The organism is Mariniflexile fucanivorans (assembly GCF_004341235.1).
GTDB lineage: Bacteria > Bacteroidota > Bacteroidia > Flavobacteriales > Flavobacteriaceae > Mariniflexile > Mariniflexile fucanivorans.
In genome coordinates, this window is record NZ_SLUP01000005.1 from 23989 (window position 1) to 37915 (window position 13927).

The window sequence follows — 13927 nt, forward strand, 5'->3', positions numbered from 1 at the left end:
GGTTTTATATTTACTTCTATTAATTAAAATTTAAAATAGTTTTTGGCGTTATAATAGCAGATATTTTGGACCATTTTACCCAAGAATTCAATATCATTAGGCACCAATCCTTTCTTTACATCTTCGGCCAATAAATCGCATAAAATACGTCTGAAATATTCATGTCTTGGAAATGACAAAAAACTTCGGCTATCTGTGAGCATACCAACAAACCTGCTAAGTAATCCCATATTTGACAAGGCATTCAATTGTTTTTCCATACCGTCTTTCTGGTCTAAAAACCACCATCCTGATCCCCATTGCATTTTCCCTGGAATATCAGCATTGAAATTCCCCATCATGGTAGCAAACACTTCGTTTTGTGATGGATTCAAATTGTAGGTTATGGTTTTTGCTAATTGATTGGTTGAATTAAGCGTATTGAACAATTTCGACATAAAATCTGCCATAGGATAATCGCCAATAGAATCACAACCGGCATCTAATCCAATTTGTTCTACTAATCTGGTATTATTATTTCTAATAGGTCCTAAATGGTATTGTTGCACCCAATTATATTCGTGAAACTTTTTTCCTAAATGAATAAAAACAGCCGATTTATATTTATTAATTTCTAAGATTGAAAGCGTTTCTCCTTTTAAACATTTACTAAAAATAGAATTAACTTCTTCTTGTGTATAAGTTTCAATTGAATGAGCTCCGCCAACACCAAAATCTGACAACTTACAGCCTTGTTCGTTAAAATAAGCGATTCTTATATCGATTGCTTTTAATAAATCTGAAAAATCTTTAATTTGAAATTCAACACTACTGCTCAATTTCTCCAAATACTTTAAATATTTAGGTTCCGAAATAAAAAACAGTTCGTCTGACCGAAACGTGGGCAATACTTTCGTGTAAAAATTTTGTTTGGCTATTTGTTTGTGATATTCTAAAGAATCGGTTGGGTCATCGGTTGTACAAACAACTTCCACTTTCATGGCTTCTAGTAATTGAGCCGGTGTTTTTTGTTCTAAAACTGTATTTGCTTTTTTATAAATGTCATTTGCTGTGCTTGGTTGCAGTATGGCATCAATATCAAAATAGCGTTTCAGTTCTAATTGGGTCCAATGAAATAATGGATTTCTTAACGTGTAAGGCACTGTTTCTGCCCATTTTTCAAACTTTTCTTCTAAGTTAGATTGTCCGGTAATAAATTTTTCATCAATACCATTGGCACGCATACCGCGCCATTTGTAATGATCGCCACCTAACCACGCTTCCGTTATATTGTTTACCGGCTTGTTTTCAGCTATTTGCTTAGGAGATAAGTGGTTATGGTAATCTATTATAGGGAGTTCTTTTGCGTACTGATGGTATAAGGTTTCTGCCTCTTTTGAATTCAGTAAAAAATTATCAGTAATAAACGTACCAGACTTTATTTGATTCATTATTAAATACTTTTTGAAATTCCTAGTTCTAAACCTCTTAACTCTGCCAAGCCTCGTAATCTTCCAATTCCTGAATAACCGGGGTTTGTTTTTTTATGTAAATCGTCTAACATTTGATGACCATGATCTGGTCGCATAGGTATTAAAGCGTCTTTCATACCAGCAGTTTTTCTTCTGCGTTCTTCAATAACCACTTCTTTTACGACGCTGTACATATCTACATCGCCTTCTAAATGATTAGCTTCATGAAAATTCCCTTGCGCATCGCGTTGTGTACTTCTTAAATGTAAAAAGTGCACCCTATCGGCAAATCGTTTGAATATTTGTACTAAATTATTATCGGCTCTAACCCCTAAAGATCCTGTACAAAAGGTGATACCGTTGGCTCTGTTAGGAACTTCTGAAAATAAATACGCATAATCTTCTTCAGTACTTACCACCCTTGGTAATCCTAAAATAGGATATGGCGGATCGTCTGGATGGATACACATTAACACCTCGTTTTGAGAAGCTACTGGGATAATTTCTTTTAAAAATGAAGCTAAATTTTCTCTTAATTTTTGAGCATCAATGCCGTTATAGGTATCTAATATTGTTTGAAATTGCTCTAAAGTGTAGCCTTCTTCCGCACCCGGTAGGCCTGCAATTATATTATTGATAAGCTTTTGTTTTTCCTCATCCGAAAGCTTTTCAACATATGCTTTTGCTTCTCTTTTTTGAGCTTCAGAATACACGTTTTCTGCTCCTGGTCTTTTCAATAAATACAATTCAAACGCCGCGAAAGCAATCATATCAAAACGAAGCGCTTTAGACCCATCCGTTACTTCAAAAGCTAAATCGGTGCGTGTCCAATCTAAAACCGGCATAAAATTATAACATACAATGTGTACGCCACAACTTGCTAAATTTTCAATGCTTTTTTTGTAGTTTTCAATATACTGTTGAAAGTTACCCGAACGCGTTTTTATAGTTTCATGCACCGGAATACTTTCTACTACACTCCATGTAAGTCCTGTGCTTTCAATTATTTCTTTTCGTTTTGTAATTTCTTCAACGGTCCAAACTGTTCCGTTTGGAATATGATGTAATGCCGAGACAACACCTGTTGCACCCGCTTGTTTTATATCTAATAAGGATACTGGATCTTTAGGTCCGTACCAACGCCATGTTTGTTCCATTATAATTTTATTTAAATTTAAACACCACTATATGCCGCAAATCCACCATCAATAGGTATCACAACACCTGTTACAAAAGCTGATGCATCATCGCATAAATACAAGGTTGTACTTATTAAATCTTCTGGTACGCCATAACGCCCCATTGGAGTCTGGTCTATAATTTGCTGACCTCTCTGTGTTAGGCTTCCGTCTTGATTTGTTAATAAGGTTCTGTTTTGGTCTGTTAAGAAAAACCCTGGCGCTAACGCATTCACACGAATACCTACCTTAGAAAAATGCACCGCCAACCATTGTGTAAAGTTAGAAACCGCTGCTTTTGCCCCACTATAAGCTGGTATTTTTGTTAATGGCGTAAAAGCATTCATAGATGAAATATTTAAAATACTACATCCTTTTTTTCCCACCATATCTTTGGCAAAAATTTGTGTTGGCAATAATGTTCCAATAAAATTTAAATTGAATACAAATTCAATTCCTTTAGGATCTAAATCGAAAAAGGTTTTAAAACCTTCGGTCGTATTTTTTAAATCCTCCTCTATAAGATATGGATTGGATGTCGTTCCCAGTGGATGGTTACCTCCTGCTCCATTAACCAAAATGTCACAGCTTCCTAATTTTGAGTTTATTTCCGCTTTTGCCGTTTCTAAAGACGCTTTTTCTAATACATTGGCAGCAACACCTATTGCTGTTCCTCCGTCTGCATTAATTTCATTAGCAACTTTTTCTGCTGCATCCAATTTTAAATCTAAAACAGCAATTTTATGCCCCTGTTTGGCTAATGCTTTTGCAAGGGTGCTACATAAAACACCTCCAGCACCTGTTAATACAATTACTTTACTCATGGTTTAGTTGTTAATATTCATCAATAATTTCGAACACTTTCGTGTGCGCACACACAAAAATAATAAAAAATAGTGTGCGCACACAAAAAATATCATAATTTAGTCAAAAAATTAATAATTTATTAGTTTTATAAAGTTTAACGCTTTTTATTTACCCTAATTATTAATAAGTTTTATTCATTTATACATGATTACTATAAAGGATATAGCCAAAGAAGCAAACGTATCTGACGGAACTGTAGATAGAGTTTTACATAATCGCGGTGGTGTTTCAAAAAAAACAGAAGCTAAAATTAGAACGATTCTTGAAAAACATAATTTTAGTGTCAATCCGGTCGCAAGTGCGTTGGCATTAAAGAACAAATTTTATATTGCTGCATTAATTCCTGGCTATAATAACGATGATTTATTTTGGAAATCGCCTTATTTAGGAATTTTAAAAGCTACTGAAGATGTAAAAAACTTTGGCACACAAGTAGATACTTTCAAGTATAACCAATACGATTCTGCATCTTACCTAGAGATGTTTAAAAAATTGATAAAAACGGAACCATCTGCCGTTTTATTGGTGCCTACTTTTTTAAATGAAACAACAGAAATTGTAAAGTCGTTGGAACAATTAGAAATTCCCTATTTCTTTTTAAATGTAGACCTTGAAGGTTTTAAGAATACGGCTTTTATTGGGCAGGATTCTTATACAGCAGGCTATATTGCAGGTAAACTTATGTATTTAAACATATCGAAATCTTCAAGTTTTTTAATTATTCAATCCAGACGTAACATTACTAAAAACAATGCCATCTTTAAACGAATAGAAGGTTTCAATGATTTCTTCATTAAGAACAATATAAATTCACAATCATTTACTTTAAAAATTGAAAACTTAACGAACCTATTAGAAACAAAAGAAAAAATTAATGACTATTTAAAACAACATCCAGAAATTGAAGGCGTATTTGTTCCATCGAGTAGAATTTATTTAATAGCAGACTGTTTAGAAGATCCATATCTAAAAAAACTTCAACTAATTGGGTTTGATAATACCCCTCAAAATATTGACTGTTTACTAAACGACTCGGTTTCGTTTTTAATTTCTCAAAAACCGTTCGATCAAGGTTACGAGTCTATTAGAATTATCGCCGACTATTTAATTAAAAACAAAACCCCAAACAATAAAACATTCCTTCCTATAGAGATTTTGCTAAAAGAAAATGCGATATACGTAGACCGACATGAAGAGTAAAGTCAAAATAAATTGATTATTCTTAATTTAGGATATATATTTTTTCCAACTAATTTAATAAACCTTGACAAACGGTTTTGAAACAGAAATGTAAACCAAAATATAGCTACTTTAAATAGCACAACTTTTTTTAGTCTAATATTGTAAGTACAGTTTCGAATGAAGCATGGGTTCTATTTGTTTAAGTAAGCATGAAAATTAGAGCATAAGTCTAATTAAAACAATTCATATCAAGTATCTTTGTTGGCAAATTAGATATTATGAGTTTTTACCAGCAAATAGCGCCCTATTATCATCATATTTTTAAAATCAATGTGAATCAAATTGATTTTATCAAGTCGAAAATACCAGATTTTGATAGTCATATTATTGACGTTGGATGCGGTATTGGAACGCTTTCATTCGAACTAAATCCATATTACAAAAATGTTCTCGGAATTGATATGGATACTGAAATGATACAAGCCGCTTTAAGCAAAACGAAAAACAATTCAAACGCTATTGAATTTCAGCAAATAAGTATGCTTGAATTAAATACGCTACATGATAAAAATTCTGTAGACGGCATCATTTGTTTTGGAAATACCTTAGTCCATTTAAATTCATTGGATGATGTAGCCTATTTTTTACGACAAGCAAAAGCAGTACTTAAAGTAAATGGTAAATTATTAATGCAAATTGTGAATTACGATAAAGTACTTTCAAAAAACATTAAGCAGTTACCGCTTATAGAAAATGAGGATATTATTTTTGAACGTCATTATTGTTACCGAAAATTAGAAAATAAAATTGATTTTAATACGCGATTAACCGTTAAATCTACTGAAGACATCATTGAAAATAGTATTGAATTGCTACCGCTTTTAAAGGAAGAACTAAGAGGTTTATTGCAAAAAGCTGGTTTTAATTTTTGTAACTACTATGGCAATTTTAATCAAGAAGCCTATACAATGGATAGTCCTGCATTAATTGTAGAAGCTTGGTAATCTGCTTATTTTATAAACCTATTAAACCCCTAAATTTGCAGTCATTCCTAAAAACAGAAAAACTTAAAAATGAATAGCACGATACAATCCATACCCGTAATAGATTTAGATGGTTTTCCTGTCGATTTAATAACATCCTATAAAAATAAAATATTGCTAATTATCATTTACAACAACGATTGTTTGGGTTGTACCGGGCGCGCCATTCCTTTAGCTTACGAATTTCAGCAGCAATATCCAACCATTCAAGTCATAGGGATTCACGCCGATTTTGTGAACAGAGAAGGTACAAAAGACACTATCAAACGCGTATTTACTAGTGGCGAGATTCCATTTCCGATTTTTATAGACAGACATCACAAGGTTTTCGACCAATTTAACGCCGAAGGCACACCACAATGGCTGCTAATTTCAGAAGAAGGCGAGCTATTTCGTTCTATTTTTGGGTCGCAAGATAATGCACAGAACCGTTTGTTTTATGCGCTGGAAAGTCTAGTAGAAAACACTAACAACTAACAAAAGCACGAAACTACTAAAGAAATGATTATACCTAAACTACATTATATATCTCAAGGAATTTCGCCAAACGAGCATCTGGAAAACATACAAAAAGCCTGCTCTTCTGGTGCCGAATTAGTGCAATTACGTTTAAAAAATGTTTCAGAAAAAAAATATTTAAAAATAGCAACAGCCGCTAGAGAAATCACTTCTCATTTTCAAACCAGATTAATCATAAATGACGATTACAAAACAGCCAAGGCCGTGAAAGCAGATGGTGTGCATTTAGGAAAAACGGACGCCTCCCCTACGATTGTTAGAAAACATTTATACACCTGGCAAATTATTGGGGGAACCGCAAATACCTTACAAGATTGCGAAGTATTAATTGGTGAAGAAGTCGATTATATTAGTTTAGGCCCTTTTAGATTTACAACAACCAAAGAAAATTTACCAAAGTTTTTAGGTTTGGATGGTTATACGGCAATTCTAGAAGCCTTAAACACGGAAACACCCATTATTGCAGTAGGTGGCATTATAACGAATGATGTTGCAGACATATTAGAAACGGGTATTTCTGGTATTGCGGTTTCTGGTGAAATAACCAGAAATTTTGATTCTATAAGAACCTTTAACCTTTTACTAAACGCTTCAGCAACCGAGGAGCAACTCTATACTTTTAAATAGAACGAAACGTTTTTGGCGTTTCAGAAGTTTAGAAAAAAAGCAGATTGTAAATAATAGCAATCCTTATTTTGAACATGAAAACAGACCAACTCTGTACTTATTCTGTACTGGACACCATAAAAAAAGGGATTCAATCTCTTGAAACCCTTGTTATTCCTAGTAGCGGGAACTGGACTCGAACCAGTGACCTTCGGGTTATGAGCCCGAATAATTAGATTTTTATCTATTTACCGTTTTTCAAAACGCTGAACAACAGATTGTTAATATTTTATTTTAAATTTTAAAAACACAAACCGTATACGGTTCTGTATGCGCTTTTGTTCTGCTAATATACTATTTTTTTTAAAAACCTATAGGTTTTATGAGAGGTTAAAATTTCGTAGTTTGCACCAATTGCAAAAAACGGCAAGACAATACCACCCTCGGCGGAAAAAAGTGAGCATAGTTAAATTATAAATAACTCATTATATTGTATTAGTTTAATGCCGTAAATGATCTGGTTCAAATTATCAGCTTTTAATGGTTTTCATCATCCGCTCCATCCACCTCATAGCTAACAAACTAACACCTCAAAATCTAAGAAAACATCTCACTTAATTGAATAGTTTATATACTAATCTTTAAAATATTTTAAAAACCCAGTATAAATAATTGGTTTTTCGATAATTTATTTTACATTTGTGTAATCGATTACAAATATTTATAGTATAATGACAAAACATCACTTCTAATATGTAACAAATCTGAATAATGTTTTAGAATATGACACTAAAAAAAGATTAAGTGTACAATTATCAATTCATTAAATGCTTTAAAAAAAACAATCATAATATAGGTGTCTTTTACATAAAAGATATCTTAACAATTGGATAATCACATTTAAAAAAATTAAAATTGGATAAAATATATTTGAAAACTGAAACTTTATAGTAAAAAGTGCTAGAACTCTTTCATGTCATCTATTAAAACTGAAACTCAGTAGTTAACGTATAACTTTATTCAAAAGGAAGTAAAAACTAAATAACTATGATTGATTTTAAAAATTAGAATTATGCATAATAAATTTATAAATGACAATTTTTTATTAGAAAACAAGTATGCCGAAGAATTATACCATAATTATTCAAAGCGCCAACCTATTATTGATTATCATAACCACTTGCCCCCACAGCTAATTGCAGAAGATGTAACATTTAATAACATTACGAATGTATGGATAAATGGAGACCATTATAAGTGGCGCGCCATGCGTACATTGGGTATAAATGAAGAATTTATAACTGGTAAAGCATCTGATAAAGACAAATTTTTAAATTGGGCAAAAACAGTTCCCTACACCATGCGTAATCCATTGTATCATTGGACACATTTAGAATTGGCCAGATATTTTGATATTTACGATTTACTCAATGAAAAATCTGCCGAAAAAATTTGGGAACAGACCCAAGATAAATTAAATTCAGACGGCTATAGCTGTAGAGGGTTGCTTAATAAAGCCAATGCTGAATTGGTTTGCACCACAGAAGATCCTACTGATACTTTAGAACACCATCAAAAATTAGACAAAAGTGATTTTAACGTAAAAGTGAGCACAGCTTTTAGACCAGATAAGGCCATTTTAATTTCAAACGACGGCTATAACGATTACATAAATTCTTTAGGAAACGTTGCAGGTGTATCAATAAATTCATTTGCCGACTTATGTGATGCTTTAAGAAAACGAATTGAATTTTTCAATGCTAATGGTTGTAAGATATGCGATCATGGTTTAGATCAAATCTATTTTGAAAACTACACTGAAAATGAAGTCAATACTATTTTCAAAAAGAAAAGAGAAAACAAAGCTATTAGCAATGAAGAAGCTTTAAAATTCCAAAGTGCTGTATTGGTGTTTTTATGTGAAACCTATCACGAATTTGGATGGGTTCAGCAATTTCATTTAGGTGCATTACGAAATAATAACGCACGTATGCACCGCATTTTAGGTCCTGATACTGGTTGGGATTCTATAGGCGATTATCCTCAAGCACAAAAACTATCAGCTTTCTTAAATGCTTTAGACAGTAAAGATAAATTAACAAAAACTATTATTTACAACTTAAACCCTGCCGATAACGAAGTTATGGCAACCATGATAGGTAACTTTAATGATGGAAGTGTTAAAGGAAAAGTACAATTCGGCTCTGGTTGGTGGTTTTTAGACCAAAAAGATGGTATGACCAAACAGTTAAACGCCCTTTCAAACATGGGGTTAATTAGTTGCTTTGTAGGTATGCTAACAGATTCACGTAGCTTTTTATCGTTTCCAAGACACGAATATTTTAGACGTATTTTATGCAACTTACTAGGTGATGAAATAAATAGAGGTGAGCTACCAAATGATATGGAGTGGATTGGCAAAATGGTTTCAGATATTAGTTATAATAATGCCAAAGAGTATTTTAATTTATAGTATAAAAATAATAATTGACTTTGAATAATAACACAACAACAAAAGCAACAACGTATAGATGGACCATCTGTGGTCTTCTATTCATGGCAACAACCATCAATTATCTAGACAGGCAGGTCCTTTCTTTAACATGGAAAGATTTTATAGCTCCTGAATTTCATTGGACAAACAATGATTACGGAAACATAACAGCCTTGTTCTCTATTTTTTATGCTGTTTCTTTATTATTTGCTGGTCGTTTTGTGGATATTATGGACACGAAAAAAGGCTTTCTTTGGGCCATCGGTGTTTGGTCGGTTGGTGCTTGTTTGCATGCTTTTGCTGGTATTGCAACCTCAGGTTATTTAACAGGAGAATGGTTTGTTGGTTTTGCCGAAGCGAAAGAAATTATTAGTACAGTGAATGATACTGGTTTAGTAATTTCTGTAAGTGTTACCTTGTTTATTTTCGCTCGTTTCGTTTTGGCTTTAGGAGAAGCTGGAAATTTTCCAGCCGCCATTAAAACTACGGCGGAATATTTTCCTAAAAAGGACCGAGCTTTCTCTACAAGTATCTTCAATGCAGGAGCGACTGTTGGCGCATTAGCTGCACCCATTTCAATTCCTTTTATTGCAAAAGCTTATGGTTGGGAAATGTCCTTCATCATTATTGGGGCATTAGGTTTTGTATGGATGGGCTTTTGGGTATTTATGTATGAAAAACCAGAAAAACACTCCAAAGTAAATGCTGCAGAATTAGAATACATTCAACAAGACATCATTTCAGATAGTAAAATAGAAGGATATGTTCCTGAAAGCACTAAAAAAGTTTCCTTAATAGACTGTTTTAGATACAAACAAACCTGGGCGTTTGCCTTTGGAAAGTTCATGACCGATGGCGTTTGGTGGTTTTTCTTATTCTGGACACCAGCTTATTTAAGCTCGGTTTACGGCATGGACTCTGCACAAGCCGCTTTCCCGTTATTTATTTTATATGCCATTACATTGCTTTCAATTATAGGCGGTTGGTTGCCCACTTATTTTGTAGAAAAAAAAGAAATGAATCCTTATGAAGGAAGAATAAGAGCCATGTTAATTTTTGCATTTTTTCCCTTATTGGCATTAGTTGCTCAACCTTTAGGACATTATACTTATTGGATTCCCGTAATAATTATTGGAATTGCAGGTGCTGCACACCAAGCTTGGTCTGCAAATATTTTTACCACCGTGGGCGATATGTTTCCTAAAAAAGCCATTGCAACGGTTACCGGTATTGGAGGCTTAGCAGGAGGATTAGGTTCAACGTTTATCAATAAAGGCTCTGGACTTCTATTTGATTTTAGTGAAAATACAAATATGGCATTTATGGGATTCCAAGGAATTGAAGCAGGATATTTTATCGTTTTTTCAATATGTGCCGTTTGTTACTTAATAGGTTGGGTGGTTATGAAAAGTTTAGTACCACATTACAGACCAATAACAGATTTATAAAACAATAATTTAATTATTCAAGAGAAACAAAATGCTAACAATCAATAAATTAAATAGAAAAAATACAGGTTTGGAAGAAAAACTTCCAATAAAGATAGTGCAATTTGGAGAAGGTAATTTCTTAAGAGCTTTCATTGGATATGCATTTCAAGAATTGAATAAAACAATTAATTTCAATGCAGGAATTGCTGTAGTTCAACCTATTGATAAAGGTTTGGTAAACATGCTAAACGATCAAGATGGTCTATACACACTTTTTATGAAAGGTGTTAAAAAAGGTGAAGAAATCCAAGAAGTAGAACTGATTTCTAACATCGTTAAAGCAGTAGATCCTTATGCTAACTTTCAAGATTATTTAGGTTTAGCTAAAGAGTCATCGTTAGAATTTATTATTTCAAATACTACCGAAGCTGGAATTGCTTATGTAGGTTCAGATGCACCAGAAATGGAACCTCCAAGTTCATTTCCAGCAAAACTAACAGTGCTTTTACACGAACGTTTCAAACATTTTAATGGTGATTCTAGTAAAGGTTTAACAATCATTCCTTGCGAACTTATCAATCATAATTCTGAAACATTAAAAGAGATTATTTTAAAATATATTTCAGATTGGAATTTAGGAGATGCTTTTAAAAATTGGATTTTAGAAAGCAATTCATTCCACAGCACTTTAGTTGATAGAATTGTACCAGGTTATCCAAAAGATGAAATTGAAGCTTATAACGCTCAATTAGATTATGCCGATAATTTAATTGTGGCTGCCGAAGTATTTTTACTTTGGGTTATTGAAGGTGGTGATGCTTTAAAAGCAAAATTACCATTTCATAAAACAGATTTGGATGTTAAGATTGTGGATGACATGCAACCTTATAGAACTAGAAAGGTTAGAATTTTAAATGGTGCACATACGGCTATGGTCCCTTTTTCGTTGCTTTACGGAAACAAAACAGTTAAACAATCTGTTGATGGCGCATTTACTGGACCTTTTATAAACAAAGCTGTATTTGACGAAATTAGCGACACACTTGAGATGGATAGAGATGAGCTAAATAGTTTCTCTGAAGAAATATTTGATCGTTTCAGAAACCCCTTCATCATTCACAATTTATCAAGTATTGCTTTAAATTCAATTTCTAAATTTACTGTAAGAGTACTTCCAAGTTTGCTTGGATATATAAAAATCCATAATAAAGTGCCTACCAACTTAACTTTTGCGTTTGCTTGTTTAATACGTTTTTACAAAGGTACTTGGCAGGATAAAGCATTACCTGTTCAAGATAGTGAAGATATACTGGCCACTTTTTCCAAAATTTGGGAATCGAACGATTATACTGAAGTAGCCAAAAATGCCTTAAGTATTGAAGACTATTGGGGTGAAGATTTAACAAAAGTTGAAAATTTAACAGAAGCTATTTCTTTAGCTCTAAATGAAATTGATACGAACGGTATTGAAGCAGGATTTGCTAATTACAGCAAAAAGTTTTAAAACAGAACTAATTATAAATTATTAGTATGCAAAAGAAAATCATGAAAGTAAATGCATCCGACAATGTTGCAGTTGCTTTAGTAAATTTAACAGCAGGAGACGTTATTTCTTTTGAAGGACAAGACATTAAAGTGCTGTCTGATACAAAATCGAAGCATAAAATAGCTTTGGAAAAATTTGAATCGGGTGCTAGAATCATTATGTACGGCGTTTTGATAGGTTCAGCAAATGGTGATATTGAAAAAGGAGATGTTTTAACTACAGAAAACGTGAAACATCAAAGTGAAAAAGTATTTGGAAGAACCGAAACTTTCAACTGGACGGCGCCTGATGTTGATAAATGGAAAGACAAAACTTTTTTAGGATACCATAGAGAAGACGGGCAAGTAGGAACAGAAAACGTATGGTTATTTTTTCCATTGGTATTTTGTGAAAATCGGAACATTGAAATTTTAAAAGATGTTTTTGAAAAAGAACTTTTAAAACAACAGGCTAATCCATATCAGAATCTGCTTCGTTCATTAGTTAGTGGCAAAGAAGAAACGGCAGAAGTATCAACATCAACGAATGTTTTTGAGAATATAGATGTAAAATTCATCACACACCCAGGTGGTTGTGGTGGTATTCGTCAAGATTCTGAAAGTTTAGCAAGACTATTAGCAGGATATGTAAACAATCCAAACGTAGCCGGTGCCACCGTGTTGAGTTTAGGATGCCAAAATCTTCAAATAAGTGTATTCAAAGAAGCACTCGATACTATCAACCCTCACCTAAATAAACCTGTTCTAATATATGAACAACAAAAAATGGGAACGGTTCAAGACATGCTATCTGCTATCGTAAAAGATTCTTTTGAAGCTATTAAAAAAGCGAATGTTGCAGAGCGTAAACCAGCACCTTTATCTAAACTAAAAGTAGGTTTAGAATGTGGTGGCTCCGATGGGTTTTCAGGAATATCTGCAAACCCTACTTTAGGAGCGGTATCTGATTTGTTGGCAGCACTTAATGGAACTGCCATTTTAGCTGAATTTCCAGAATTATGTGGTGTAGAACAAGAATTAGTAAACCGTTGTGTTGACGATGAGGATGGTAAAAAGTTTTTACAGTTAATGAAAGCTTATGAGAAATCTGTTGTTGATGCGGGTTCTGGTTTTGACATGAATCCATCACCTGGTAATATTAAAGATGGTTTAATAACAGATGCTATGAAATCTGCTGGTGCTGCTAAAAAAGGCGGTACATCACCCGTGCAAGATGTTTTAGATTATGGTGAATATATTACAAAACCAGGTCTTAATTTATTGTGCACACCAGGAAATGATGTAGAAAGTACAACAGCATTAGTAGGATCTGGAGCCAATGTAGTTTTATTCACTACAGGCCTTGGAACTCCAACAGGTAATCCCATTGCTCCGATTATTAAAGTATCTTCAAATACAGAACTTAAAGAGCGCATGCCGGATATTATTGATATTGAAACGGGTGCTGTAATACGTGGAGAAAAAACAATAGAAGAAATGGCTGATGAAATGCTTGAATTTATTATTAAAGTAGCGAGTGGAGAAATTCAAACGAAAGCCAAGTTACTAAACCAAAATGATTTTATTCCTTGGCGACGAGGGGTCTCATTATAATTAGATTGATTAATAGCAA

General features: G+C 33.3%; 11 protein-coding genes and 1 tRNA gene. 8 read left to right on the forward strand and 4 right to left on the reverse strand.

The window, feature by feature from the left end; all coding sequences use genetic code 11:
• Positions 1-23: 23 nt before the first annotated feature.
• The 3 genes from uxaC (EV196_RS10920) to EV196_RS10930 are packed head-to-tail and all read right to left on the reverse strand — an operon-like array spanning position 24 to position 3453.
• Positions 24-1430, reverse strand: coding sequence for a glucuronate isomerase (gene uxaC, locus EV196_RS10920; protein ID WP_132217801.1), 1407 nt, complete (start codon positions 1428-1430; stop codon positions 24-26).
• A 2-nt stretch (positions 1431-1432) separates the two neighbouring features.
• Complete coding sequence (uxuA, locus tag EV196_RS10925) at positions 1433-2608, reverse strand: mannonate dehydratase (RefSeq protein WP_207902858.1); 1176 nt, start codon at positions 2606-2608, stop codon at positions 1433-1435.
• Positions 2609-2625: 17 nt separating this feature from the next.
• A complete protein-coding gene (locus EV196_RS10930) occupies positions 2626-3453 on the reverse strand; it encodes an SDR family oxidoreductase (RefSeq protein WP_132217803.1) in 828 nt (275 codons plus the stop codon).
• Between the two features lie 187 nt (positions 3454-3640).
• Between EV196_RS10930 and EV196_RS10935 the strand changes: the two genes are divergently transcribed.
• The 4 genes from EV196_RS10935 to thiE all read left to right on the forward strand — a co-directional run bounded on the left by EV196_RS10935 (position 3641) and on the right by thiE (position 6867).
• The gene (locus EV196_RS10935) at positions 3641-4696 is read left to right on the forward strand and encodes a substrate-binding domain-containing protein (RefSeq protein WP_132217804.1); all 1056 of its coding nucleotides are present in this window, start codon (positions 3641-3643) and stop codon (positions 4694-4696) included.
• Between the two features lie 260 nt (positions 4697-4956).
• Complete coding sequence (locus EV196_RS10940; protein ID WP_132217805.1) at positions 4957-5682, forward strand: class I SAM-dependent methyltransferase; 726 nt, start codon at positions 4957-4959, stop codon at positions 5680-5682.
• 69 nt (positions 5683-5751) lie between these two features.
• A complete protein-coding gene (locus EV196_RS10945) occupies positions 5752-6198 on the forward strand; it encodes a TlpA family protein disulfide reductase (protein WP_132217806.1) in 447 nt (148 codons plus the stop codon).
• A gap of 24 nt (positions 6199-6222) precedes the next feature.
• Positions 6223-6867 (forward strand): thiamine phosphate synthase, encoded by a 645-nt coding sequence (gene thiE / locus EV196_RS10950; protein ID WP_132217807.1) that lies wholly within the window; start codon positions 6223-6225, stop codon positions 6865-6867.
• A gap of 160 nt (positions 6868-7027) precedes the next feature.
• Here the strand turns inward: thiE and EV196_RS19910 are convergent.
• Positions 7028-7114: transfer RNA gene (locus EV196_RS19910), tRNA-Ser, on the reverse strand.
• Positions 7115-7918: 804 nt separating this feature from the next.
• Between EV196_RS19910 and uxaC (EV196_RS10955) the strand changes: the two genes are divergently transcribed.
• From uxaC (EV196_RS10955) to EV196_RS10970, 4 genes are all read left to right on the forward strand, one after another.
• Positions 7919-9319, forward strand: a complete 1401-nt coding sequence (uxaC, locus tag EV196_RS10955; RefSeq protein ID WP_132217808.1) for a glucuronate isomerase — start codon at positions 7919-7921, stop codon at positions 9317-9319.
• An 83-nt stretch (positions 9320-9402) separates the two neighbouring features.
• On the forward strand, positions 9403-10788 hold the full coding sequence (locus EV196_RS10960) for an MFS transporter (RefSeq protein WP_132218082.1): 1386 nt from the start codon (positions 9403-9405) through the stop codon (positions 10786-10788).
• Between the two features lie 40 nt (positions 10789-10828).
• Positions 10829-12274 (forward strand): tagaturonate reductase, encoded by a 1446-nt coding sequence (locus EV196_RS10965; protein WP_132218083.1) that lies wholly within the window; start codon positions 10829-10831, stop codon positions 12272-12274.
• A 26-nt stretch (positions 12275-12300) separates the two neighbouring features.
• Complete coding sequence (locus EV196_RS10970) at positions 12301-13908, forward strand: UxaA family hydrolase (protein ID WP_132217809.1); 1608 nt, start codon at positions 12301-12303, stop codon at positions 13906-13908.
• The last annotated feature ends 19 nt before the right edge of the window (positions 13909-13927 follow it).